Source organism: Paenibacillus sp. FSL R5-0490 (assembly GCF_001956215.1).
Classification (GTDB): Bacteria; Bacillota; Bacilli; order Bacillales; family Cytobacillaceae; genus Cytobacillus.
Map to the genome: position 1 here is coordinate 138,569 of NZ_MRTQ01000010.1, position 24,308 is coordinate 162,876.

Annotated in this window: 23 protein-coding genes and 1 rRNA gene; 15 read left to right on the plus strand and 9 right to left on the minus strand. The window is 40.9% G+C overall.

The window, feature by feature from the left end; all coding sequences use genetic code 11:
- Nucleotides 1-41 precede the first annotated feature (41 nt).
- The 4 genes from BK139_RS10575 (at nucleotide 42) to BK139_RS10590 (ending at nucleotide 4,001) form a co-directional block, all read left to right on the plus strand.
- Nucleotides 42-1,328 (plus strand): ABC transporter substrate-binding protein, encoded by a 1,287-nt coding sequence (locus BK139_RS10575; protein ID WP_076258395.1) that lies wholly within the window; start codon nucleotides 42-44, stop codon nucleotides 1,326-1,328.
- Between the two features lie 73 nt (nucleotides 1,329-1,401).
- Entirely contained in the window at nucleotides 1,402-2,280 is an 879-nt protein-coding gene (locus tag BK139_RS10580) for a carbohydrate ABC transporter permease (protein WP_076258397.1), read from the plus strand.
- Nucleotide 2,281: 1 nt separating this feature from the next.
- Entirely contained in the window at nucleotides 2,282-3,166 is an 885-nt protein-coding gene (locus BK139_RS10585; RefSeq protein ID WP_139325616.1) for a carbohydrate ABC transporter permease, read from the plus strand.
- Nucleotides 3,167-3,179: 13 nt separating this feature from the next.
- Nucleotides 3,180-4,001, plus strand: a complete 822-nt coding sequence (locus BK139_RS10590) for a PfkB family carbohydrate kinase (RefSeq protein WP_076258401.1) — start codon at nucleotides 3,180-3,182, stop codon at nucleotides 3,999-4,001.
- Nucleotides 4,002-4,040: 39 nt separating this feature from the next.
- Here BK139_RS10590 and BK139_RS10595 read toward each other — a convergent pair whose 3' ends face one another.
- Nucleotides 4,041-4,769 carry a UTRA domain-containing protein gene (locus BK139_RS10595; RefSeq protein ID WP_076258403.1) on the minus strand — a complete coding sequence of 243 codons (729 nt, stop codon included), beginning with the start codon at nucleotides 4,767-4,769 and terminating at the stop codon, nucleotides 4,041-4,043.
- 159 nt (nucleotides 4,770-4,928) lie between these two features.
- Between BK139_RS10595 and BK139_RS10600 the strand changes: the two genes are divergently transcribed.
- From BK139_RS10600 to BK139_RS10615, 4 genes are all read left to right on the plus strand, one after another.
- Complete coding sequence (locus BK139_RS10600; RefSeq protein WP_175609099.1) at nucleotides 4,929-5,546, plus strand: DUF3298 and DUF4163 domain-containing protein; 618 nt, start codon at nucleotides 4,929-4,931, stop codon at nucleotides 5,544-5,546.
- Nucleotides 5,547-5,678: 132 nt separating this feature from the next.
- Complete coding sequence (locus tag BK139_RS10605) at nucleotides 5,679-6,479, plus strand: MurR/RpiR family transcriptional regulator (RefSeq protein WP_076258405.1); 801 nt, start codon at nucleotides 5,679-5,681, stop codon at nucleotides 6,477-6,479.
- A gap of 132 nt (nucleotides 6,480-6,611) precedes the next feature.
- The gene (locus BK139_RS10610; protein ID WP_076258407.1) at nucleotides 6,612-8,183 is read left to right on the plus strand and encodes a PTS transporter subunit EIIC; all 1,572 of its coding nucleotides are present in this window, start codon (nucleotides 6,612-6,614) and stop codon (nucleotides 8,181-8,183) included.
- On the plus strand, nucleotides 8,170-9,528 hold the full coding sequence (locus BK139_RS10615) for a 6-phospho-alpha-glucosidase (RefSeq protein ID WP_076258409.1): 1,359 nt from the start codon (nucleotides 8,170-8,172) through the stop codon (nucleotides 9,526-9,528). The genes BK139_RS10610 and BK139_RS10615 overlap by 14 nt, the downstream gene beginning before the upstream one ends.
- A gap of 161 nt (nucleotides 9,529-9,689) precedes the next feature.
- Here BK139_RS10615 and ahpF read toward each other — a convergent pair whose 3' ends face one another.
- Nucleotides 9,690-11,219 (minus strand): alkyl hydroperoxide reductase subunit F, encoded by a 1,530-nt coding sequence (ahpF, locus tag BK139_RS10620; protein ID WP_076258412.1) that lies wholly within the window; start codon nucleotides 11,217-11,219, stop codon nucleotides 9,690-9,692.
- Between the two features lie 14 nt (nucleotides 11,220-11,233).
- On the minus strand, nucleotides 11,234-11,797 hold the full coding sequence (ahpC, locus tag BK139_RS10625; protein ID WP_009335870.1) for an alkyl hydroperoxide reductase subunit C: 564 nt from the start codon (nucleotides 11,795-11,797) through the stop codon (nucleotides 11,234-11,236).
- A gap of 588 nt (nucleotides 11,798-12,385) precedes the next feature.
- Between ahpC and BK139_RS10635 the strand changes: the two genes are divergently transcribed.
- The 4 genes from BK139_RS10635 (at nucleotide 12,386) to BK139_RS10650 (ending at nucleotide 15,606) form a co-directional block, all read left to right on the plus strand.
- A complete protein-coding gene (locus BK139_RS10635) occupies nucleotides 12,386-12,715 on the plus strand; it encodes a PadR family transcriptional regulator (protein ID WP_076258416.1) in 330 nt (109 codons plus the stop codon).
- 3 nt (nucleotides 12,716-12,718) lie between these two features.
- The gene (locus BK139_RS10640) at nucleotides 12,719-13,501 is read left to right on the plus strand and encodes a hypothetical protein (RefSeq protein ID WP_076258418.1); all 783 of its coding nucleotides are present in this window, start codon (nucleotides 12,719-12,721) and stop codon (nucleotides 13,499-13,501) included.
- Nucleotides 13,494-13,835 (plus strand): zinc ribbon domain-containing protein YjdM, encoded by a 342-nt coding sequence (locus tag BK139_RS10645; RefSeq protein WP_076258420.1) that lies wholly within the window; start codon nucleotides 13,494-13,496, stop codon nucleotides 13,833-13,835. The genes BK139_RS10640 and BK139_RS10645 overlap by 8 nt, the downstream gene beginning before the upstream one ends.
- A 142-nt stretch (nucleotides 13,836-13,977) precedes the next feature.
- The gene (locus BK139_RS10650; RefSeq protein WP_076258422.1) at nucleotides 13,978-15,606 is read left to right on the plus strand and encodes an ATP-binding protein; all 1,629 of its coding nucleotides are present in this window, start codon (nucleotides 13,978-13,980) and stop codon (nucleotides 15,604-15,606) included.
- 60 nt (nucleotides 15,607-15,666) lie between these two features.
- On the opposite strand, the gene BK139_RS10655 is transcribed toward BK139_RS10650, so the two are convergent.
- The 5 genes from BK139_RS10655 to BK139_RS10675 all read right to left on the minus strand — a co-directional run bounded on the left by BK139_RS10655 (nucleotide 15,667) and on the right by BK139_RS10675 (nucleotide 20,294).
- Nucleotides 15,667-16,995, minus strand: coding sequence for an IS3 family transposase (locus tag BK139_RS10655; RefSeq protein WP_076258451.1), 1,329 nt, complete (start codon nucleotides 16,993-16,995; stop codon nucleotides 15,667-15,669).
- 115 nt (nucleotides 16,996-17,110) lie between these two features.
- Nucleotides 17,111-17,623 (minus strand): hypothetical protein, encoded by a 513-nt coding sequence (locus tag BK139_RS10660; protein ID WP_076258424.1) that lies wholly within the window; start codon nucleotides 17,621-17,623, stop codon nucleotides 17,111-17,113.
- A 5-nt stretch (nucleotides 17,624-17,628) separates the two neighbouring features.
- Nucleotides 17,629-18,093 carry a CBO0543 family protein gene (locus BK139_RS10665; protein ID WP_076258426.1) on the minus strand — a complete coding sequence of 155 codons (465 nt, stop codon included), beginning with the start codon at nucleotides 18,091-18,093 and terminating at the stop codon, nucleotides 17,629-17,631.
- A gap of 151 nt (nucleotides 18,094-18,244) precedes the next feature.
- Nucleotides 18,245-19,078, minus strand: coding sequence for an aldo/keto reductase (locus BK139_RS10670; RefSeq protein WP_076258429.1), 834 nt, complete (start codon nucleotides 19,076-19,078; stop codon nucleotides 18,245-18,247).
- Nucleotides 19,079-19,094: 16 nt separating this feature from the next.
- Entirely contained in the window at nucleotides 19,095-20,294 is a 1,200-nt protein-coding gene (locus BK139_RS10675; RefSeq protein WP_076258454.1) for an MFS transporter, read from the minus strand.
- Between the two features lie 281 nt (nucleotides 20,295-20,575).
- Here BK139_RS10675 and BK139_RS10680 point away from each other — a divergent pair, with 281 nt between their 5' ends.
- Nucleotides 20,576-20,905: a winged helix-turn-helix transcriptional regulator gene (locus BK139_RS10680; protein ID WP_061793047.1), complete on the plus strand. Its 330-nt coding sequence runs from the start codon at nucleotides 20,576-20,578 to the stop codon at nucleotides 20,903-20,905.
- A 52-nt stretch (nucleotides 20,906-20,957) separates the two neighbouring features.
- Here the strand turns inward: BK139_RS10680 and BK139_RS10685 are convergent, their stop codons facing one another.
- Nucleotides 20,958-21,284, minus strand: a complete 327-nt coding sequence (locus tag BK139_RS10685) for a hypothetical protein (RefSeq protein WP_076258432.1) — start codon at nucleotides 21,282-21,284, stop codon at nucleotides 20,958-20,960.
- Between the two features lie 127 nt (nucleotides 21,285-21,411).
- Here BK139_RS10685 and BK139_RS10690 point away from each other — a divergent pair, with 127 nt between their 5' ends.
- Both BK139_RS10690 and BK139_RS10695 read left to right on the plus strand, forming a co-directional pair.
- Nucleotides 21,412-22,350, plus strand: a complete 939-nt coding sequence (locus tag BK139_RS10690) for an alpha/beta hydrolase (RefSeq protein ID WP_076258435.1) — start codon at nucleotides 21,412-21,414, stop codon at nucleotides 22,348-22,350.
- A gap of 334 nt (nucleotides 22,351-22,684) precedes the next feature.
- Nucleotides 22,685-24,234: ribosomal RNA gene (locus BK139_RS10695) — 16S ribosomal RNA — on the plus strand.
- Nucleotides 24,235-24,308 lie beyond the last annotated feature (74 nt).

Sequence of the window (24,308 nt, forward strand, 5' to 3'; positions counted from 1 at the left end):
TTTTCCACTGCTTTATTTAATTTATAGGGGGGCAAATAAAGATGAAAAGGTTAGCACTCGCAGGGATTCTCTCAATTTTATTCCTTTCTTTAATAACTGGCTGTAATTCATCTGCCGGCACATCTTCTTCAAGTGATAGCGATACTGTTGAACTCCGTTTTTTTCATCGTTGGCCTACTGAACCTAAGAAGCAATATTTTGAAAAAGCTGTTAAAGAATTTGAAGAGCTGCATCCAAATATAAAGATTAAAACAGAAGCGGTCTTGAATGACTCATACAAAGAGAAAATCCGCGTTGTACTAGGATCCAAGAATCCGCCTGATGTCTATTTCTCCTGGAGCGGAGAATTCGCTTATAACTTTGTACGTGCCGGCCAGGCACTTGAATTAACAGAGTATATCAACAGTGATAAAGAGTGGTCAGGAGAAATTATAGAGTCCCAATTCAAGCCATTTACATTGGATGAAAAAACATATGGAATTCCTTGGTCAACGGACGGAAAAGCCTTCTTCTTTAATAAAAAGATTTTCAAGGATTTAAATTTAGAACCCCCTGCAACTTGGAGTGAACTCATCGAGGTTTCAGAAAAGATAAAAGAAGCCGGCATTACTCCGATTACGTTTGGAAGCAAGGCACCTTGGACGATTTCTCATTATATTGGATCTCTAAATGAACTGATTGTTCCTGAAGATGTAATTGCTAAGGATTATAATTCGAACAACCCTGAAGGTGCTTTTTCGCACCCTGGATATGTGAAGGCATTGGAGAAGTTTATGGAACTTGAACCTTACTTCAATAAAGGTGTAAATTCAGTTGACCATCAATACGCTCGTGAACTTTTCAATGGCGGCAAAGCAGCAATAGGTTATTTCCAATTAGCTGAAATTGGGCTAATTGAACCTTCTTTAGGTGAGGATTTAGGCGTCTTTAATACACCAAGCATTGAAGGAGGAGAAGGAAACCCTAATTCAATCACTGCTGCACCAGAGGGAATTATGATTTCTTCTAAAACTAAGCACCCTGAAGAAGCAATGGAGTTTGTTAAGTTCTTAACTTCAAAGGAAAAAGGTACTGAACAGCTGAAAGAAGTTAGTGAATATAGTGCGGTTAAAGGGACAACAACATCCGAAAATGCCTCCCCGTTACAAGAAGAAGCAATTGATTTAATTATCAATGCTGATAAAACGTATCTATGGTTTGATACTGCTGTTGATATTTCGATTGTTGATGCATACCTGAATGGCACACAGCAAATGCTGGACGGAAAGAAAACCCCAGAAGAAGTGATGGCTGATGTACAAGATGCAGCAAAAAAGGTAAAAAAATAAGGTAAATAAACCATATACAAAGGTATAGGAGGCTGATATTGGCCTCCCCTTTTAAAAGAAAGAGGTGGCCAATATGCTTAGCCGAAAATTCGTTCCATTTTTATATATTGCCCCTTGTTTACTGCTAATGGGCGTATTTGTTTATTATCCCATTCTAGAAAACTTTCGATTTAGTTTTTATGAGTTTTCAGCATTTTCTCCTGATAAAGTGTTTGTTGGTTTTGAAAATTTCCTTACTCTTTTTAAAGATGAGGTTTTTTATATAGCACTGAAAAATAATATCTGGTATGCCGTTATATCCATAATCTTTCAAGTGTTTGGAGGATTGGTATTAGCAGCCATTCTGGAAGATCCTATTACCAGGTTGGTAAGCAGTTTTTTCCGAACTGTATTTTTTCTCCCTGTTGTCATTTCCATAACGGTCATCGCTCTATTATTCAGTTTTATATACAATCCTGATATCGGTTTATTAAACAGTCTGCTTGCTCTTTTAGGGCTTGAAGAATGGACAAGAGCATGGCTGGGTCAGTCAGAGACAGCTATCTTCGCCATTATCGCTGTATCTCAATGGCAGAGCATTGGTTACATTATGATGCTATTTATTATTGCAATTCAGGCCATCCCGAAGGAATTATATGAAGCTGCTGATATTGATGGTGCAGGGAAAATTCGTAAATTTATCTACGTAACAGTTCCTCAAGTAAAAGAAATGCTATTTGTGGCATCCTTGATCACTTTGACAGGAGCGTTTACCGTCTTTAATGAACCATACATCTTAACAGGGGGAGGGCCTGGAAATGCAAGTGAGGTTTTAGGAACGCTCCTCTATAATTCAGCGTTTTTCAAGGATCAAATGGGGTATGCGTCAGCAATTGCGACAGTCATTCTTATCCTGACTTTATTGGTTTCGCTGGTGCAGATGAAGTTATTTAAAACAGGGAAGGATGGTTAGGATGGAGACGAACAAAGCAATTGCGCATCAAGAATTTAAACCAGTTATTAAAAAGCCTGTAAGGTATAAATCAGCAATACAAGGAATTCCTTTATTCTCCATATTAATCTTCTATTTTGTTATCATAGCTTATCCGCTATTTTGGATGGTTATTAATTCTTTCAAAACCACAGAAGAGATCTTCGCAAATAGTTGGGCTTTACCGCAAAGCTGGCTTGTTTCAAATTATGCTCATGCATGGGAGACAGGTATTTCCGGATACTTTTTGAACAGTACGATTGTTACCATAACTACTTGTTTTTTGACGGTTTTCCTTAGTGCACTAGGGGCGTATGGCTTAACCCGATTTGAATTTAAAGGCAAAAATGCATTGCTTATTATCTGTATGGCAGGCATGATGCTTTCCCCGCAGGTAAGCCTAGTGCCCTTGTATAAGCTCATTCAGGCATTGGGTATTCATGATACTTATCTGGCACTGATCCTCCCGTATGTGGCTTATCGTATTCCAATCACCATCCTTCTGATTCGGGCAGCTTTTCTCGATGTACCAAAAGAGTTAGAGGAGTCAGCTTTTTTAGATGGCTGCAATACTTGGGCGATCTTTACGAAAATCTTTATTCCGCTTAATTTGCCAATATTATTAACGGGTGTTGTGTTGACAGCTTATTTTACTTGGAATGAATTTATGTTTGCTTTAATCTTCGTTGATTCTGATGCATTAAAAACCATTCCTGCAGGGTTAATGCAATTCAGGGATGCTCTCCAAACAAACTGGGGAGTTTTATTGGCGGGGTTAATGATTTCTGCAGCACCGATCATCATCTTATTTTTATTTATGCAAAAATACTTTATTCGCGGGCTTGCATCAGGCAGTGTAAAAGGTTAGGAGGAGCAGAATTATGAGATTAATTGCAATAGGGGATAATGTTGTAGATGTATATAAGGATCGGAACGAAATGTTTCCTGGAGGGAACGCTTTAAATGTTGCGGTTTTGTCAAAACAGTATGGGGCTGAGGAAGCAGCATTTATTGGGATTGTGGGAAGCGATGCTGAAGGTGAACATATTATCGAATCACTGAAACTAAGTAAAGTAGAAATCAGCAAAATCCGGAAAGCGTTTGGAGAGAGCGGCAAAGCATATGTGGACCTGAATGAGGAAGGGGACAGAATTTTTGTCAAGTCCAATAAAGGTGGCATTCAATCAAAATTAAGGCTGAAACTGGATGAAGATGATTATGATTATGTTAGAACATATGATGTTCTGCATACGAGTATCTACAGCAGTTTGGATGATCAGCTGAAGAAACTGTCTGAATCTATTTCGATTTCCTACGATTTTTCCAATCATTATACCGATGAGCTTTTACGAAGGGTGTGTCCCTATATTGATTATGCCTTTGTTTCAGGAAGTGATTATAGAGAGGAAGAAATAGAAGAGTTAATAAACCAAATCCATAAACTTGGGTGCCCAAACGCGGTTATAACAAGAGGCTCTAATGGAGTTGTCATGTCAGACGGGACAAACATATACCATCAAGGAATTGAAGAGGCGAATGTGATTGATACACTTGGAGCAGGGGACTCATTTATAGCAGGGTTTTTAACACATCTGTTAAATGGAAATCCAATTGAAGAATCATTGCAGGCTGCTGCCTATAGAGCGGCAAGAACATGTGAAGTCCATGGTGCGTTTGGATTTGGTAAGGCATTGGTTGGATAAAAATAAGGAACCAGCTTCATTTAGGAGCTGGTTCTTCTTTTATGTTGAGATAGTAAAGGCGATATGTGTGGTGGGAACTTTCGTCATGGAAATATGAATAGGTACACCACTATCATCATAGACCGTTTTATCGATATTAAAAAGTATATCTCCCATGTCGCAGTCAAGATGTTCTGCTTCTTTTTCAGTTGCCGGTGCAGCCGTAAGGATTTTTTTTGATGAACTTGCCTGCATATCCACATGATAAATATTCTTCAATACTTCATAAGTGGAATCAAAATCAAAGATCCTCTTAATCAAGTTTGGAAATCGTTCAAGAGAATAATGTGCAACATCAATGGAAAAGGGCTCATTATCAAAATACATGATTCGTGAAAGCTTTAATACTGGAGAATCAACTTCCAGCTGAAGAGCTTTCGCGATCTCTTTTGTTGCTCTAATTTCTTCGCAGCCTAATACTTTTTTAGAGGATTTTCTCCCCAGCTGCTTGCTGAAATTAGAGAATCCATCTATGGTGACTAATTCCCGCGCTAACTTTCTTCTGCATACAAATGTGCCTTTTCCTTGCTTTCTCTCTAATAGGCCTTCTTCCACCAAATCCTGAATGGCCCTCCTAACGGTGATTCGGCTGACTCCATAAATGTCACAAAGTTCACCTTCATTGGGAATTTTTTTACCTGGAAGATACACTTCCTTTTCAATAGCATCCCTTATATTATGCATTAACTGTTCATACAAAGGCCTTGAACTTGAATTGTTTAATTTCATAAAGGCTCCTCCAGAAATATATCGTTATATAATATTATATAACAAAATCACAGGAAGAGCATAGCTTAATTGAGTAAAGAAATGTAAATATTCAGATGGATGTTGCCAACTTTTCAGAGTTGAATAGGATGTGTTAAAAAACAAAAAGGATGGATGGCCGTGGCAATCAACTTTCCAGTAGGCATTAAAACGATGACAATCAGCACCGGGCCCACCAAAGTCGTTTATTACCCCCGTGTATCAGGCATGCACAATAAGCAGCTGCAGGAATTTATAAACAATACCATTCTCAGGCAAAACCAGCAGCTCATTAACGAACAGACAGGCAATATGGATACAACCGTTGTGGATTTGTATGGATATTATGAAATTAAAAATAATCAGCGGGATGTGCTGAGTTTGTCTTTGAACAACTATGTGTATCATTATCATGCTGCTCATGGAATGACAGTAATAAAATCGCTGACGTTTGATCTTCAGAAGGGGAAGCAGGCGGCACTTAACGATTTATTCAAGCCGGGAAGCAACTATGTAAAACGGATTTCTGACTTGATTGCTGTGCAAATTAAAGAAAGAGACATTCCGCTCCTGGTTGATTTTACTGCAATCAAGCCAGACCAGGATTTTTACATTGCAGACAAAGCGCTTGTTGTCTATTTCCAGCTATATGAAATCACGCCATACGCCTATGGATTCCCAATGTTTCCGATATCCGTTTATGATCTGCAGGATATTATTGATGAAAATGGGCCACTGGGGAGAATGGCGGTGAATTAAAGATCGAGAGGGGAGTTGCGTTAATGCGGCATCCCTTTTTTGCTGTAAAACAGTAAAATTTTCAGCTGTCTCATTTATAATAGAAATGGCTTAAATAAAACCACCCGTCCATAATAAGAAAGAGGTGAACCAATGGATAATGCAGAGAAGATCTATTTAGATTATACAATTGATAAAGACCTGAATCAGTCAGAGAAAGAGATACTCTCTTTTTTGATCGAAAGCAGAATAGATGACCAGCAATTAAGTATTCGGAAAGCAGCGGATGAGCTGTTTGTTTCAACTACGTCCATCATTCGTTTGTGTAAAAAGCTTGGGTTTAGCGGATACAGTGAGTTTGTATATAATCTTGGCCTTAAAGTTAAGAAGGTTCACAGTTCAGATGCTGGATCAGTAGAAGAGATCCATCTTCCAATGGAAGCAGGTATTGGTGAATTTATAAAAAATATCAGAACTACATTTGATTACATAGATGAGGAGAGCATCCAGGAGTTTTTAAATGAAATTAAAAAGCATAAGATGATTTATTTTTACGGAGCAGGCTTCTCTACGCTGTTCTCTAATTATCTTGCTAAGAAATTGGAGCTTTTCGGATATTACGTTTCAAATACATCGACTAGTGACAGCCGGGCGATTTTCTTTAATAATATCCAGAAGTATCGGCTGATGATTGTCTTTTCGCGATCCGGGGAGACAAGCAAGGTGATTGAAAAAGTACAGATTGCTAAGGAAAAGGGCTTAAAGACCGTTTTGTTCACAGGAAATGATACAAGCACAACGGCGAAATTGGCTGATATTGTGTTTACTATTCTTGATCCGACCATCGAATCCCAGCGTGAATTTGAGATTACCTCATTTGAGTCGAATATGTTTATGCTCATTGATATTATTCTGATTTTAGCTATTAAAAAAGGGATTATCAAAGAATATTAGGCCATGTAACATGTTACTTTATTTAGTGACATTGTACAGAATCCGCCATTCCCATTCCTGCAGTTTAGATTCCAAGCTATACTGTGGATATGAAATGATAGCGTTTACTTTTACTTAGAAAGGAAGACAACTATGAAACAAGTGGTGAATGGTCTCCAGCTATTTGGAAAATCCTTGTTTGCCCCGATCTTACTATTACCGATCATTGGTCTTTTCATTGCTTTTGGTAATGTTTTTGGTAACGGAAATCTGGCACAGTACGTCCCATTTCTTGAAAATCCGATGATACAAAATGTCGGGAAGTTTATCTCTTCTTCGGCAGTTTCCATACTTCAGAATCTCGCCCTGATCTTTGCGGTCGGCATTCCGATCGGCTTGGCAAAGAAGGATAAAGGTTATGCAGCATTAACAGGATTAGTAACCTTTGTCATTTTTATTAATGCGATGCATCAGGTTCTGAATCTTTCAGAGCGTTTAGTTCCAGCAGAAGCAATGCAGATTTCCGGACAGGCAATGGTATTGAATGTTCAAGTTCTGGAAATGGGTGTTTTTGCAGGTATCTTAATCGGAGCTTTAGTTGGTGTTCTTCATAATAAATATTGCGATACAGAATTTAAAGGCGTTTTTTCCATCTATTCAGGTCACCGCTTTGTCGCCATTTTGGCAATCCCAAGTGCGATGATTTTAGGTGCTCTTGCAGCAGAGTTTTGGCCGATTGTCCAGAATGGTATTACTGCACTGGCTAATGGTATTCGAAGTCTAGGAGACTTTGGTTTCCTTATCTATGGTTTCCTGGAAAGAATCCTGATTCCGACAGGACTTCATCACCTCGTTTATACACCGTTCTTATATACAGAATTAGGCGGAACGGCAACAGTAGCAGGCGAAGTCGTCCATGGTGCAAGAAATATTTATTTTGCGGAAATGGCTGACCCAAGTGTGGCTGTATTAAGCAGCACAGTGAACTGGGATGCACGCGGCCTGGCAAAGATGTTCGGTTTAATTGGCGCAGCTTTAGCCATGTACGTTACAGCTGATAAAAATAAAAAAGCAATGGCAAAAGCGATTCTGCTTCCGGCAGCTGTCACGTCATTTCTGCTTGGGGTAACGGAGCCGATTGAATTTGCGTTCCTATTTACCGCTCCAATCCTGTTCTTTATCCATGCCGTTCTGGCCGGTGCAGGAATGATGCTCTTAAACATCTTTGGTGTTCATGCCATCGGTGCAAATGGTGTTATTGACTTCCTTCTTTATAACTTGCCGCTTGGCACGGAGAAGTCTAATTGGCCGATGTTCATTGTCGTAGGATTGATCATGTTTGCAGCATACTTTATCATCTTCAGATTCCTGATTTTGAAATTCAACCTTAAGACACCTGGCCGTGAAGAAGGGACAGAAGCAGAGGTTCAGCCCGCAGGCATTCAGGCAAAAGGAAATGCCTCAGCAGGATCTCCTCTTGGAGAGACAATTGTAACGGCACTTGGCGGAAGCGGAAATATCGAAAATGTTGATAACTGTTATACAAGATTGAGACTTGTTTTAAAGGATCCAAGTGCAGTGGATGAACAGATGTTAAAGGAAACCGGTTCAAAAGGTGTCATCAAGTCAGGCAACAACGTTCAGGTTGTATATGGACTAAATGTAAAATCTGTTCGGGATCAAGTCGATCAAAAACTGGGAGGACTTAACTATGAAAACGTATAAACTGGCGATTGCTGGCGGCGGAAGCACATATACACCAGGTATTGTGAGAAGCTTAATGGATAGATTAGAAGATTTACCGCTATCTGAAATCAGATTTTACGATATTGATGGAGAGCGTCAATCGAAGGTAGTAGTTGCAGCCAAAGCGGTTATTGCAGAGTATACAGATTCTATTAATATAACCGAGACAACCGACCCGGAAACAGCATTTGAAGATGCAGACTTTGTGTTTGCACAAATGCGTGTCGGCAAATATGCAATGAGGGAATTGGATGAAAAAATTCCTCTGTCACACAATGTGGTCGGCCAGGAAACATGTGGGCCAGGCGGACTGGCATATGGTTTAAGAACAATTTTCCCAATGGTTGAGCTTATTGATTTTGTAGAGAAATATGCGAAGGAATCATGCTGGATTGTCAACTATTCAAATCCTGCCTCCATTGTAGCGGAAGGGGTTCGCAAACTGCGTCCCAATGCTAAGGTCATTAACATCTGCGACATGCCGGTGGCAACGATGCGCAACATGGCGGGGATCCTTGGGGTTGAAAGAGAAGACCTTGTGGTAGATTACTTTGGTTTAAACCACTTCGGCTGGTTTACAAAAGTTGAAGTGGATGGAGTTGACCGTCTTCCTGAGCTTCGTAAGCATATCAGCAAATGGGGTCTGCTGACAGAGGACATTTCTAAAATCGACTATCGTCATGCCGATTCATCCTGGATCAAGACATTTAAGAACATCAAGCCGATAATGGATTTCTTCCCGGATTACATTCCGAACCCTTATCTGCAGTATTACCTGCTGCCGGATTATATTGTAGAGAACTCAAACAAAGAGTATACCCGTGCAAATGAGGTTATGGCTGGCAGAGAAAAATCATTATTTGAAACGGTCAGTAAGTTTGAGGAGACTGGCATCCTGGACGATGCATTCCATGTTGGTGTACACGGAATCTTTATTGTTGATGTCACTGTTTCCATTGCACAGAATCTGGCAAAACGCTATCTCGTAATGGTAGAAAACAAAGGAACCATTCCTAACCTGCCGGCAGATGCCATGATTGAAGTGCCTGCCCTAATTACCAATAAGGGACCTGTTCCTGAGTATGTCGGAGAAATACCGTGCTTCCACAAAGCCATGATCGAACAGCAATTGGCATCAGAGAAAATTCTGGTGGAGGCCATAACAGAAGGATCTTATGAAAAAGCCTTGCAGGCATTTACACTTAACAAGACGATTCCATCTGCCATTGTGGCGAAAAAGATACTGGATGATCTTATCGAAGCCAACAAGGAGTATTGGCCAACGCTTGAGAAAAAGTACAAAGAAGGTTTATTGGTACATTGATAAAAATGGTGAAGCACAGGCTATGTCTGTGCTTCTTTTTTTAATCAAACGTTTGATTGAAATAGGTGAAAGCAGTTTTCTAAGGCAGTGGCAATGGAGAGTAAATAATGAAATAAAAAAACCGCTCCTGCCAAAAGCAGTAAGCGGTTTTAGGTTGGAAATTAATTTCGGATCAGATAGTCAAACGCACCAAGAGCTGCGGTAGCGCCGGATCCCATAGAAATAATGATCTGCTTATAGGCACTGTCTGTACAGTCTCCTGCAGCAAATACACCTGGGATGTTTGTGGCACCGCGCTTGTCTACAACGATTTCGCCGAAGCGGGTACGCTCGATCTGGTCGCCTAACCAATCTGTGTTAGGAACCAGGCCGATTTGGACGAACACACCTTGCAGTTCAACATGATGTGTTTGTTCTGTCTCACGATCCATGTATGAAATACCGTTTACTTTGTCAGTTCCGGTAATTTCAGTTGTTTGAGCATTTGTAACAACCGTTACGTTAGGAAGGCTGTTCAGGCGTTCCTGCAGAACGGCATCTGCTTTCAATTCAGGATTGAATTCGATAACCGTTACATGGTTAACAATCCCTGCAAGGTCAATCGCTGCTTCAACACCGGAGTTGCCTCCGCCGATAACAGCTACATCTTTGCCTTCAAATAATGGTCCATCACAGTGAGGGCAGTAAGCGACCCCTTTGTTTTTGAACTCTGCTTCGCCTGGCACGTTGACGTTTCTCCAGCGTGCACCAGTTGAAAGGATGACTGATTTACTTTTCAGAACAGCACCGTTTTCAAGTTCGATTTCAACAAGGTCCTTCTTTTCAAGTCTCTTGGCACGCTGCAGATTCATGACATCGATGCCATAATCTTTCACGTGTTCTTCAAGGCTTGCAACAAGCTTAGGTCCTTCTGTGTGCTTCACACTAATGAAGTTTTCGATGCCTAAAGTATCCATGACCTGGCCGCCAAAGCGTTCAGCAACGATGCCCGTGCGAATACCTTTGCGTGCTGCATAGATGGCAGCACTAGATCCAGCAGGGCCGCCGCCAATGACAAGCACATCATAAGGATCCTTATCTGCAAATTCTGATGCATCAGGGCCTGATCCCATTTTCGCCAGAATTTCTTCAAGGGACATACGGCCGCTGCCGAATGATTCGCCATTTAAAAGAACTGTCGGCACTGCCATGATTTCTTTAGCATCTACTTCTTCTTTGTAAGCAGCACCATCAATCATAGTGTGTGAAATATTAGGGTTAAGAACACTCATGACGTTAAGAGCCTGTACTACATCAGGGCAGTTGTGGCAGCTTAAGCTGACATAAGTTTCAAAACGATATTCGCCTTCAATCTTCTTCACCTGGTCGATGACTTTCTGGTCAACCTTAGGTGCTCTTCCGCTAACTTGAAGCAGAGCAAGCACTAAGGAAGTAAATTCATGTCCAAGAGGAATGCCTGCAAAGGTAATGCCAGTATCTTCACCTGGACGATTTACACTAAAGCTTGGCGTCCTTTGTAATTCAGTACGCTCAACTTTAATGTGAGAGGACATATTGGACAGCTCATCTGCTAAAGCCAGCATGTCGCTGGATACTTTGTCTGACCCAGCGCTGACTTTTAGAAGGATGTCGCCCTCCATCATCTGAAGATATTGAGCTAATTGTGCTTTAATATCTGCATCAAGTAACATGATTATCGTGCTCCTTAGATTTTACCTACTAGATCAAGGCTTGGCTTAAGTGTTTCAGATCCTTCTTTCCACTTAGCCGGGCAAACTTCACCTGGGTTGTTGCGTACATATTGAGCTGCTTTAAGCTTGCTTACAACCTGGCTTGCGTCACGGCCGATTCCGCCAGCGTTGATTTCAACAGTTTGGATGATGCCATCTGGATCGATGATAAATGTTCCGCGTTCTGCAAGTCCATCTTCTTCGTTCAGAACTTCGAAGTTGCGGGAAATTCTTTGGTTAGGGTCACCAATCATAACGTATTCAATCTTGTTGATTGTTTCTGAATTATCGTGCCATGCTTTATGAGTGAAGTGAGTATCAGTTGATACAGAATAAACTTCTGCTCCCATATCTTTTAAAGTTGCATATTCATTTTGAAGGTCTTCTAATTCAGTAGGGCATACGAATGTGAAATCTGCAGGGTAGAAGCATACTACGCTCCACTTTCCTTTGAAGTTTTCTTCAGTAACATCGATGAAATCACCGTTATGGTAAGCTTTTGCTGCGAATGGTAGTACTTCTGAACCGATTAATGCCATGATTAAATTCCTCCTTAAAATGGTTGAGTGATATGATTATTAATTAAATAGCGAACTATTTAATAATAATTCTAATTCGGTAATAATTATCATATACGTTGATTTTTTTGTCAAGGGAAAAGCTGTGAACTTTGTCCCTTTTCGCCTGGTTGGCGGAAACTTTAAATGCACAGATAGGAAGCCAATATAAATTCCGCTTTTTTTATAGGTGATATCAGTTCGGAATGGAACTTTAAAAGCAGCCTTGATTCCGTTAAAAACAGTATAACTCTTTCTTATCATTATTACCTTTTTTTTGCCTGTGATAATCTCAACTAATATGAGATTTAAGTATATAATTGAGAATGTGATTAAGCATGAGTTAAGCAGCGGCTGGTCCGCATTGAATTATTATTCCCTCTTTGGCTGAAAACAATCGACATGCAAGGTAAAATTGATTAATCAAATGGTAATAAATTTCCTATTTTTATAAAAATACCTTGCATTACAATATAGTGAGGGGTTATATTAAAAGTATATCTTGTATTGCAAGGTATTTAACTGCAGGTGATTATCTTGTAATACAAGGTAGTGGAAGGAGTAAGGTGAATGTCAGATACCACGCAAATGTTAAAGGGAATTTTGGACGGTTGTCTATTAGCTATCATTAAAGAAGGGGAGATATATGGGTATGAACTGGCGGCGAAATTGGAGTCATATGGATTTCGCTCATTGAGCGAGGGCACAATTTATCCGCTGCTTCTGCGTATGCAAAAGGAAGAGCTGATCAGTGCTACATTGCGAAAGTCAACGGCTGGACCTAAACGAAAATATTACACATTAACTGAAAAAGGGGAACAGGAGCTGGACCTGTTTATTGTGCGCTGGGAACAGGTAAGTTCATCTGTTGAGAATGTATTGAATAAAAGGGGGATATAAACAATGGTCTCAAAAGAGTCTGAACAGTTTTTGACAGAGCTTCGTTTTTACCTGATGTCAAAAGGAAAAAACGATGATGAGATAAATGAAATAACAGAAGAGCTTGAAGTGCATTTAATGGAAGCTGAAGCCGATGGGAAAGATGTGTCTCATATTATCGGGGATAGCCCAAAGCGATATATGAAAAGCATCGGAGAATCAATGACTACCGATTATCGTCAGGTGGCGGGACTGGTGCCGCTGATGATTCTTATGCTGGGTGCTTATGTCAGCATAGGCCCTGCAATTGAAGGGAACTTTTCTTTATCCAAAGGTATACTTTGGATCGCTATTATCGCAGGAGTAATCGCAGTCGGAGGTTATGGTGTTCTGATTTTCAGAGTGCTTCCTAAATTTCTTCATTCCAAGTGGAGTACGGTTCTTCTTTTAGGAACTGGCGCTGCTATGACAGGCATAATGGTGATGGTTTTACTTTGGAATCAGAAACAGGGTTTTGAACCGATTTTTACAGCAACCCCCATACAGAATAATGTAATTGTGGCTGTTTGTGCGGTTATATTTATTGTTTCTGCTATTTATACAAAAACATGGTTTACGATTATAATTCCCTTTTTAATATCTGTGGGTCCTATTGCGAACCGGTTTATTCCACAGGATGTGAATGAAAATCAAACATACATCTTATATACTGTTATTGCATTCGTTATTATAGCGGCTATAATGGTATTGGTTTTCATAGCTAAACGGAAAAAAATGCTGAACAATGGAGGAAAACGAAATGTCTAGTTTGCCTAATTGCCCAAAATGCAGTTCAGAGTATACGTACGAGGATGGGGTGCTCTTAGTTTGTCCTGTGTGTGCACATGAGTGGACAGCGGAATCCGAAATCAACAGTCTTGAGAACGAAAAGGTGATTAAGGATTCTAATGGAAATGTCCTTTCTGATGGAGATACGGTATCCGTCATTAAGGATCTTAAAGTGAAAGGCACTTCTTCTGTAATTAAGATTGGAACCAAGGTGAAAAATATTCGCCTGGTGGAGGGCGATCATGATATTGACTGTAAGATCGAAGGTTTTGGCGCCATGAAGCTGAAATCGGAGTTTGTGAAGAAAGTATAGCGAAAAAAGGCCTTTCCTTCCCTGGATTGGCCTTTTTTACATTTCCTTTTGCGGGTACTAAAATAGTAGTGGAAAGGTCATCACCTCTGGTTTATGATAAAGAAAGAATATTAAGAATTTCTCAATATAGGTGGGAACCTCCTTGATACTATTAGACTACATTGTCAATCTCTCCATTTTTTCATTACTGGTCAGTGTGCCTTTAATTCTCCGCTCGTTTATGAGTCATAAACCGCTTAAGGACCTGCATCTTTTGGGCGGCATATATGCAGGCATTATTTCTGTCATTCTAGTGGGTTTATCTTTTAACGAGCAGGGTTATTCCTATGATATTCGATATGCCATTCTGATTTTGGTGTTTTCCTATTTGGGACCGGGAGCAGGTTTTATTACCGCAATGATTGCTCTTGTCACAAGGCTTGCAGTCAGTGAGAATTGGCTGCCTGCTGTAATAGGGCTGCTGCTTATTTTGATTGCTTTCACTGTCATACATAGATATACCCAGCACCATAAGGCGGTTAAAAAAACGGTCATATTATATGGTGTGTATTGTGTCATTTATATTATAACGGTGCCTATCATTTTTAACGTTTTTAGAGACAGCCCGATTTTTCATCTGCAATATCTTCTGTTTGTGGGTCTTGGTGTCATTGTTGGGAGTTTGCTGATTGAATCCTATGAAAGGCTGATTCGAATCATCACAGAAAAAAAGCGGATGGAAAAAACGCTGGAAGAAAGTGAGTCTAAGTACCGGTTAATCGCTGAAAATACATCAGACCTTATCGCTGTCATGGACAGGGATCGCAGTTTGAGTTATCTATCTCCGTCTCATGAGTTCGTCTTAGGATATGAAGTGACCGAACTGCAAAAGATGGAAGTGGATATTGTTCTTCATCCTGATGAATCGGAAAAATTTCAGGCAGGCATGCAAAGGATATTTGAGAATAATGAGAGAATGGCTATGGAGTTCCGCCTAAAGCATAGAGAAGGCCATTGGATAGAATTTGAATCACTTTGTATGCCGGTTGAAGGTGAAAATGGTGTAATCGAGCATGTCGTCATGATTAGCAGGGATATTTCTGAGAGAAAAAAAGCAGAGGGATTTCTTTTGCAGTCTGAGAAATTATCGATTGTCGGGGAGCTTGCAGCCGGGGTTGCCCATGAAATCAGAAACCCGCTTACAACCATTAAAGGGTTTCTGCAGCTTTATAAGAGCGGCAATAGCCAAATTAATGAATTGCTGCTAAGCGAACTTGAGCGCATTGAAAATATCACCACTGAAATGCTTTCGCTTGGAAAACCTCAGGCCATACAAATGGACACAGCTAAGTTAACGGATATTATTGAGAATACAGTCGATTTATTATCTCCGCAGGCAAATATGAACGGAATCCAGTTTAAGCTGAATTTTGCAGATAGTGATTTTTTGATATTATGTGAAAAAAATCAAATCAAACAGGTTTTTTTGAATATCTTAAAAAATGCCATGGAAGCTATGGATGACGGAGGGGAGATTGAGGTTTCCCTCAAGAGTAATAATGACGGGGAATGTATTGTCTCATTCCAGGACCAGGGGTGCGGAATACCTGACGAATTTCTGCCGAGACTGGGTGAACCTTTTTATACATTAAAAGAAAAAGGGACAGGTCTTGGACTTATGATTTGCCATAAGATCATTAAGCAGCATCATGGCAGCATTGTATATAAAAGCAAGATTGGTGAAGGTACTTTAATAGAGATTACATTGCCGCTTTTAAAAACAATTAAATAAATTGAAAAGAGCAGGGGGAGTAAACTGGCACCTATTTCAAGGACAATATAAAAAAAGAGGTTAAGCAGCTAGAAGATGATTCCTATATTGAATGGGGGTCATCTTCTTTAAGTTCCACTGATAACGGTAATTGTTATAGTAGACCATATAATGTTTTATTTTTGACCGCAATTCCTTCAATGATGTGGCCGATTTATAATCAACATCATCTTTAAGATGGCCAAAGAATGATTCTTGTGGAGCGTTATCCCAACAGTTGCCTCTCCTTGACATGGACTGACCCAGACCGTTTTTCTTTAATAGCTTCTGATAACTCGGACTTGTGTAATGGCTTCCTTGGTCTGAGTGGATAAAGGCATCTTTATGGAGTTTAACTTTCTTGTTGTTCATTAATTTATGGATCGTTTTCGTGGCTATGTCCAATGTGATTCGGTCAGACACATGGTAAGCCAAAATTTCGTTGGTGGAAGCGTCTTTTACGGTCGACAAATAAGCCATGCACTTACCGTTATATGGTAAATAGGTAATGTCCGTAAGCAACACTTTTCCCGGTATCCCTTGCTTAAATTCCCTGTTTAGTTTATTGGAGACAACCTGATGCTCCATTGTAGCTTTCGCAATCTTTTTATAAGGGTTGGGTTTTCTGTGAGGACAAACGATTCCGTATTTTCTCATGATTCTCTGTATCTTTTTACGGCTAAAGACTATGTTAAATTCATTCTCCAATATCATTTTTATGGAGCGGGAACCTTTCTTATATCCGCGTTTGTTAAATGCCTTTAGGATGATTCCCTTTGCTTCAAGGTCAAGTTTCTCCCTTGCTTCCCGGACAGAGGAGGCTTTCAGGTAGCTGTAATATCCCGAACGGGATACATCAAGAAGACCACAAAAATACTTGGTCATCCCCTTAAAGCCATTTTGTTCAATAGTTTCCTGGATCAATTGGTATGCCTTATTCGGAGTTAGATTTTCGTTTGAGTTTAGCAGCCTCCTTTCTGTCGCTTCTAGCTTTTTTAACAAGTTCACCTGTCCTTCCAAAAGCTCAATTCTTGCTTTTTGCCGTTCAATTATTTCAGCTGCTGTAAGCTCGCGTTTCATAGGTCTTCCGGAACTCATTTTCCTTGAATCTTTAAGTCCAATTAGGCCATTCTTTTCATAGGCTTTTTTCCACCTGTGAGCTGACTGTTCAATTCGTTTAATGCCGATGATGTCCGCATTAAATCCATTCTCCTCAAAGATCTGACGAGGGAGTTTGCCGGTTTGGTATTCATCTATGAATCTACTTTTAAATTCATCTGTGTAGGTAATAGAGCTTTCACTGACACGCTGTACATTTGGATTTTTTTGAAGTGTCTTTATCTCATTAGCTGAAAAAGTTATTTTACTCATAATGTCTCCTAATCCCCATATTCTTAATTCAAGTATATAAAAAATACCTGTAGGTTGAACACTCTCTTTTTCGAGTGTCCTTCCTACAGGTACCATTTTAGAGTCCCTGCTTTTTTCAATTTATCTTGGAAGAACCTTCAAGCTCGGGATCCATAAGTCTCTTTTTTGCAAAGCGAAACACAATAATGAGCATGACAGCCGCTGCCGGATAAACCGGGATTGAATAGACCAGCTTCCATCCTGTATAGATCAGTGCATGATTTTTAACAGTAAGCCATTCGAAGAATAGGGAAAAGGCACTCCAGCCAAGTATGTACCAAATAGACTTTTTGCCATATAGCTCCCAGCGGTCAAAGCCAAATAAAAACAGCAAAGCAGAGCAAGGGTACATAAAAAAATGAAAGAGGGCCCCCGATAGTTCATAAGTAGGGTTGTCACCAAATAGATACATCTGAAAAGGCGTGGCCAGGAGAAAGTAATCAATGGTTGCAACCAATGCAAGGTTATAAATCCATATGACCGTTACTAAAACGGGGGGGAAGTACTTACGGATCGGCAGAAATAAGAGTATGGCAATTGCGGAAGATATAATAAAGAACCATTCATTCCAATCAAATGTTACATTCATAAAGTCTAATCCCCTCTATATAGGATTTTGCGGAAAAACTTCATAAAGCCGATTAATGCCAGTAGTGACACCAGCCAAAAAGTAAATGACCACCAAATTTTCCAATGAACATGAATCAGCACTCCAGCTGTATGCCCAAGCCATTCCAGCCCGCCTAAGATCAAGATAAAAAAGATGATTAAAAGGAGCTTTTTCTTGTATGTTTTCTGGATAAGAAAATAGTTCAAAAAAAGGACCATCAATGCAGGGAAAAGCAAAATACGATTAAGAAAATGGGCGAATTCATAGCTCAGTTGTTCCGGAATGACGAGAGTTTTGAAGTTCATATAGCATAGGGCTGAAAGATTTTGAAAAAGATACGAGCTCACCATCCAATAGACGAGGACTTCCAAAATATGCAGATGTTTCTTTAGTTTAATAAAAAGAAACAATACGAACATATTGATCATGAGGTATATAAGAAAAATCATTATGCAGGAACCCCCTTTGTCTCTCTGGCTCTTTTTCAAACGACTTAGATTGTTTCTTTTTATCTTGTTCATTAAAGGCTGTTTTATTAAGTAACCTGATCAAGTTATTGATAAGAAAAGACGAGGAGCTTGCTGCTCCTCGTCGGTATATTTAGAAATCAAAATTGTCAGGGTCTGGGCCGACGCGTAAATGTTCATCTAAGGAATTAATCAATTCCATGTCCTGCTGAGATAGTTCAAAATCAAATAAACCTGCATTTTCTTCTATGCGATGAGGTTTTGTTGACTTAGGGATGACGATAATGCCGTTTTGCAGGTGCCACCTCAGGACAATTTGGGCAATGGATTTTCCGTGTTTTTCAGCCATTTCAGTCAGGACCTCGTTTTCGAATAATCCGCCTTGCATTAGTGGAGCCCACGCTTCAATATGCATGTTATGTTTGGCAGCAAAGGCGCGAAGTTCAGTTTGAGCCAATTTCGGGTGCAATTCAATTTGGTTAATCATAGGTTTGACCTCAGCTGCTTTCAATAGATTTTCTAAATGGCTGATCTGAAAGTTGCTGACGCCAATCGCTTTGATCTTGCCTTCTTTATATAAATCTTCCAGTGCTCTCCAAGTTTCCGTGTATTTCCCCTCAACAGGCCAATGGATCAAATAAAGGTCAAGATATTCAAGCCTCATTTTTTCCAATGAGGTGTTAAACGCCTTAAGAGTTGCTTCGTAGCCCTGGTCGGAATTCCACACTTTTGAAGTGATAAAAAGTTCCTCTCTATTACAGTCAGACTGGCGGATGGCTTCTCCGACCCATTCCTCGTTGCCGTAGATGGAAGCTGTGTCGATGCTTCTATATCCAATCTCAATTGCTGCTTTAACAGCTGTTATTAGTTCTTCTTCCTTTTCCACTTTAAATACACCAAGGCCAACCCTGGGCATGTTAACTCCATTTGCAAGTGCTGCAGTAGCAGATAAAGATAGTTTATTCATATAAGTCACTCCTTAATTAGTCAATTTGTTTCTCAAGTTTTTTTAGCCATCCCGTCAGAAATACGGCCCCAAGCACCATTATTCCGCCAATCCAGGGTGTGTGAATTAAGCCGATAGAGTCGACAATCAGTCCGCCGGCAAATGAGCCGATAGCAATCCCGATATTAAACGCTGCGATATTTAATGCGGAAGCCACATTGACAGCTGAAGGAACATATTTCTCAGCCAGGTTTACCACTAAAATTTGAAGGCCTGGCACATTCATGAAAGCAAATAAGCCCATTAGAAAAATAGCAATAAGCCCAAGAATTTTAAAAGGTGCTGCAAAAGTGAGAAGGCCCAAAATAATGGCTTGCAGAGTAAACATCCAAAATAACGCTTTTAATGGATCTTTGTCAGAAGCTTTTCCGCCAAGAACATTGCCAATAGCCACGGCCACTCCGTAAGCAAGCAGAATAATGCTGACCCATTTTGCGCTAAACCCTGTTACATCTTCGAGAAGGGGTGTCAGATAGGTAAAAGCTACAAAAGTTCCTCCGTATCCGAGTGCAGTAATGCTAAATGCTAAAAGCAGTTTTCCGCTGTTTAAAATTTTCAGCTGTTCACTAAACTTGGAAGCTGGTGCTTGTTTAAGATTTGCAGGAATCAGTATGGCACTGGCGATAATCCCAATTATCCCTAACAGAGCCACTCCCCAGAAGGTGGCTCTCCAGCCAAATATCTGTCCAATAAACGTTCCGAGCGGTACACCTGTCACGGTTGCTACAGTCAAGCCGGTGAACATAAAGGCGATCGCACTGGCCCGTTTATTTTCAGGAACTAAATCAGCAGCAATGGTCGAACCAATTGAGAAAAAGATGCCGTGTGAAAAAGCTGTTATAAAACGCGCAGCAAGCAAAAGGGCAAAAGATGAAGACATGGCTGCGACAGAATTTCCGATGATAAATAAAACCATTAATGACATAAGCAAATACTTTCTGTTCATTTTACTGGTTAAAGCAGTTAGTACAGGTGCACCAATGGCAACTCCCATGGCATAACCGGAAATCAATAAACCGGCCAATGTAATGGATATTCCCAAATCACCTGATATGGTAGATAAAAGCCCTACAGGCACGAACTCTGTGGTCCCTATGCCGAATGCACTGATTGCGAGTGCAAAAAGGGCTGGAGTACTGCCTTTTTCTTTTTGTCTATTTATTGCAATTGAATTCATCAGCAATGAATCCTCCTTATTAAAGTAATAGCAGTTAAGAAAGTATAGCCAGGCGCCTTGGCCATGCAATCTTATGATAGATAGTATGGAGCATGTCAAACATAGTGAACAGTACGTACTTTAAAGTAATGCAGGCACTAAAAAGTACCCTATGGTCAATTTCACCATGTTGTTTTATGCTTCCTTATGCTATTATGGATGGCATGATTCGAAATGAATAGTACGCACTTTAAAGTAATGTAGGTACTTTCTAGTGCCTATCAAAAAGAGGGGGAAGGAAGTTGGCTTACAATATTCCGGTAGAAGCTACTTTAGATGTGATTGGCGGGAAGTGGAAAGTTGTAATTATGTGTCATTTAATTAAAGGTGAAAAGCGAACCAGTGAGCTTAAACGCCTTATGCCTGGGATTACGCAAAAAATGCTGACTCAGCAGCTTCGCGAACTTGAAGAGGATGGAGTTGTAAACCGCACTGTTTATGATCAAGTGCCCCCTAAGGTTGTATATTCACTAACAGATTACGGATGGTCACTTCGCCCGATCCTGGATGCGATGTGCAACTGGGGAGAAGGACATATTGAGTTAACAGGCGGAGAGCTTGTGGAACAATAAAAAGTTAAGGACTCGTATGCTATAGGCAAACGAGTCCTTTTTAATGGCAAAGCTATTTACTCTTTATTTGTTCGCGGATACTCTCGAGCTCCTCAAGCGATAATGAGCCAAGTGACTTCTTAATTTCTTCCTCGATTTGTTTCTTATTATTTTCCCTGTATTGCTTCCACCATTCCCGCAGTCCTTCCGTATTTGCAAGCAGATACTCGATATCGATTTCTTCTACCTCATCATCCGATAGATAATTTAAAACAGAAGCTAGCATCCGATTTAGCTTGCTGATGTCATCCTCATTTTTTGTGATAGGGGTATTTGATGGTGCTTCAGTATCCTTCTTGGTCTCTTCCCCGCTGTCTGCTGATGCTGCTTTCCTTGGCATAAAATCAGCCCTTTCTAATACGAATAAGAATTGCTCTTAGTATTGCCTCAAAAAAATAATTAAAAAACTGAACGATATTTATTAATAAGCGTCTCATAAGTAAAGTCATTAATTGGGGGTACTCATAATGAAAGAACGTGAGTTCGAATTTAATACAGATGTAAAAATAAAGGGGACAGTGAGTTTTCCGAAGGAGTCAGAAGGAAAGCTTCCTCTTATTATTATAATTCATGGTTCAGGCCCTGTTGACCGGGAAGGCAATGCGAAGGTTATGCATATGAATGCTTATAAGATGCTTGCTGAGTTTTTTGCATCCCTTGGGGTGGCGGTTCTTAGATATGACAAACGGGGAGCCGGTGTGAGCGGCGGTGACTTTTATCAAACAGGCATGTGGGATTTAGTTAACGACGGAGCAGCAGCTGTAAAGGCGGCTCTCGAACTGCCGGAAATTGACCATAAAAGAATTTTTCTGCTGGGTCACAGTGAAGGATGTACATTAATTCCTCCTATTAATAAGAAGGCGGAAGCTGCAGGTATTATCTTTCTTGCCGGTCACGCGGAAAATGTCAGGAATGCATCTGAGCTGCAAGTAAAACTGCTGGAAGAGGAAGTTAAAGTGATGAAAGGATTTAATGGAGTTATTCTCCGTGCCTTAAAAGTTCATAAAACGGCTGCTTCCAAACAAAAGAAAATTTTCGATGAAATGATGGAATCAGAAGAGGCAGTAATGAAAAAGGGATTTACAAAGATCAATGCAAAATGGGCAAGAGAGCACTTTCAATATAATATGGAAGAAGATTTGGCTGCAATTACATGTCCCGTTCTTGCTATTACCGGTAATAAAGATGTTCAAGTGGATCCTGAGCATGTGCATCTTTTTGCTGAAAAAGTGAATGGCCCAGCTGAGAGCTATAAAGTCCCGAATATGAACCATCTTCTTAGAGATCAGGAAGAGGAAACTTCTATGCTAAAGCTGAAGTCGATTTATAAAAGAAGTCTTTCAAAGCCGCTGAGCGCTGAAATGCTGGACATAATTGAAGAATGGACACAGAGGTATATTCTCTAAAGACGAAAAGATGCATGCGCATGGTTTTGAGAAAAATTATGGCGTATGCAATTTTTTTATATAAAGTATTGACTTTAGGTCATAAATTATTGTAAGATAGTTTTTGTCGCTAAGGGTTATTCGCTCAGCGGCAATGAAACTTTTTATCTGTTTGAATATTGAATAGAAAAAAGTAAAAAAGCTGTTGACTTACTTAAAAGAAGATGATAAGATGAATATCGTTGTCACTTCGAAAGAAGTTAGCACATTAGTTCTTTGAAAACTAAACAAAACAGAAACGTCAACGTTTAATCATTAGTCTTTTTCGAAAAGACAAACGAGCTTAATCAACTCTTATATGGAGAGTTTGATCCTGGCTCAGGACGAACGCTGGCGGCGTGCCTAATACATGCAAGTCGAGCGGACAGATGGGAGCTTGCTCCCTGAAGTCAGCGGCGGACGGGTGAGTAACACGTGGGCAACCTGCCTGTAAGACTGGGATAACTCCGGGAAACCGGGGCTAATACCGGATAACTCTTTTCCTCACATGAGGAAAAGCTGAAAGATGGTTTCGGCTATCACTTACAGATGGGCCCGCGGCGCATTAGCTAGTTGGTGAGGTAACGGCTCACCAAGGCCACGATGCGTAGCCGACCTGAGAGGGTGATCGGCCACACTGGGACTGAGACACGGCCCAGACTCCTACGGGAGGCAGCAGTAGGGAATCTTCCGCAATGGACGAAAGTCTGACGGAGCAACGCCGCGTGAGTGATGAAGGTTTTCGGATCGTAAAACTCTGTTGTCAGGGAAGAACAAGTACCGGAGTAACTGCCGGTACCTTGACGGTACCTGACCAGAAAGCCACGGCTAACTACGTGCCAGCAGCCGCGGTAATACGTAGGTGGCAAGCGTTGTCCGGAATTATTGGGCGTAAAGCGCGCGCAGGCGGTTCCTTAAGTCTGATGTGAAAGCCCCCGGCTCAACCGGGGAGGGTCATTGGAAACTGGGGAACTTGAGTGCAGAAGAGAAGAGTGGAATTCCACGTGTAGCGGTGAAATGCGTAGAGATGTGGAGGAACACCAGTGGCGAAGGCGACTCTTTGGTCTGTAACTGACGCTGAGGCGCGAAAGCGTGGGGAGCAAACAGGATTAGATACCCTGGTAGTCCACGCCGTAAACGATGAGTGCTAAGTGTTAGAGGGTTTCCGCCCTTTAGTGCTGCAGCAAACGCATTAAGCACTCCGCCTGGGGAGTACGGCCGCAAGGCTGAAACTCAAAGGAATTGACGGGGGCCCGCACAAGCGGTGGAGCATGTGGTTTAATTCGAAGCAACGCGAAGAACCTTACCAGGTCTTGACATCTCCTGACAACCCTAGAGATAGGGCGTTCCCCTTCGGGGGACAGGATGACAGGTGGTGCATGGTTGTCGTCAGCTCGTGTCGTGAGATGTTGGGTTAAGTCCCGCAACGAGCGCAACCCTTGATCTTAGTTGCCAGCATTCAGTTGGGCACTCTAAGGTGACTGCCGGTGACAAACCGGAGGAAGGTGGGGATGACGTCAAATCATCATGCCCCTTATGACCTGGGCTACACACGTGCTACAATGGATGGTACAAAGGGCTGCAAAACCGCGAGGTTAAGCGAATCCCATAAAACCATTCTCAGTTCGGATTGCAGGCTGCAACTCGCCTGCATGAAGCCGGAATCGCTAGTAATCGCGGATCAGCATGCCGCGGTGAATACGTTCCCGGGCCTTGTACACACCGCCCGTCACACCACGAGAGTTTGTAACACCCGAAGTCGGTGGGGTAACCTTTTGGAGCCAGCCGCCTAAGGTGGGACAGATGATTGGGGTGAAGTCGTAACAAGGTAGCCGTATCGGAAGGTGCGGCTGGATCACCTCCTTTCTAAGGAATATTTACAAGAAACGTGACGTTCTTTGTTCGTTCAGTTTTGAGAGTTCAATCTCTCAATGAATTCC

Coding starts and splice junctions, on each gene's coding strand:
- BK139_RS10575 (WP_076258395.1), top strand. CDS start 42: ATGAAAAGGTTAGCACTCGCAGGGATTCTCTCAATTTTATTCCTTTCT.
- BK139_RS10580 (WP_076258397.1), top strand. CDS start 1,402: ATGCTTAGCCGAAAATTCGTTCCATTTTTATATATTGCCCCTTGTTTA.
- BK139_RS10585 (WP_139325616.1), top strand. CDS start 2,282: ATGGAGACGAACAAAGCAATTGCGCATCAAGAATTTAAACCAGTTATT.
- BK139_RS10590 (WP_076258401.1), top strand. CDS start 3,180: ATGAGATTAATTGCAATAGGGGATAATGTTGTAGATGTATATAAGGAT.
- BK139_RS10595 (WP_076258403.1), bottom strand. CDS start 4,769: ATGAAATTAAACAATTCAAGTTCAAGGCCTTTGTATGAACAGTTAATG.
- BK139_RS10605 (WP_076258405.1), top strand. CDS start 5,679: ATGGATAATGCAGAGAAGATCTATTTAGATTATACAATTGATAAAGAC.
- BK139_RS10610 (WP_076258407.1), top strand. CDS start 6,612: ATGAAACAAGTGGTGAATGGTCTCCAGCTATTTGGAAAATCCTTGTTT.
- BK139_RS10615 (WP_076258409.1), top strand. CDS start 8,170: ATGAAAACGTATAAACTGGCGATTGCTGGCGGCGGAAGCACATATACA.
- ahpF (WP_076258412.1), bottom strand. CDS start 11,219: ATGTTACTTGATGCAGATATTAAAGCACAATTAGCTCAATATCTTCAG.
- ahpC (WP_009335870.1), bottom strand. CDS start 11,797: ATGGCATTAATCGGTTCAGAAGTACTACCATTCGCAGCAAAAGCTTAC.
- BK139_RS10635 (WP_076258416.1), top strand. CDS start 12,386: ATGTCAGATACCACGCAAATGTTAAAGGGAATTTTGGACGGTTGTCTA.
- BK139_RS10640 (WP_076258418.1), top strand. CDS start 12,719: ATGGTCTCAAAAGAGTCTGAACAGTTTTTGACAGAGCTTCGTTTTTAC.
- BK139_RS10645 (WP_076258420.1), top strand. CDS start 13,494: ATGTCTAGTTTGCCTAATTGCCCAAAATGCAGTTCAGAGTATACGTAC.
- BK139_RS10655 (WP_076258451.1), bottom strand. CDS start 16,995: ATGAGTAAAATAACTTTTTCAGCTAATGAGATAAAGACACTTCAAAAA.
- BK139_RS10660 (WP_076258424.1), bottom strand. CDS start 17,623: ATGAATGTAACATTTGATTGGAATGAATGGTTCTTTATTATATCTTCC.
- BK139_RS10665 (WP_076258426.1), bottom strand. CDS start 18,093: ATGATTTTTCTTATATACCTCATGATCAATATGTTCGTATTGTTTCTT.
- BK139_RS10670 (WP_076258429.1), bottom strand. CDS start 19,078: ATGAATAAACTATCTTTATCTGCTACTGCAGCACTTGCAAATGGAGTT.
- BK139_RS10675 (WP_076258454.1), bottom strand. CDS start 20,294: ATGAATTCAATTGCAATAAATAGACAAAAAGAAAAAGGCAGTACTCCA.
- BK139_RS10685 (WP_076258432.1), bottom strand. CDS start 21,284: ATGCCAAGGAAAGCAGCATCAGCAGACAGCGGGGAAGAGACCAAGAAG.
- BK139_RS10690 (WP_076258435.1), top strand. CDS start 21,412: ATGAAAGAACGTGAGTTCGAATTTAATACAGATGTAAAAATAAAGGGG.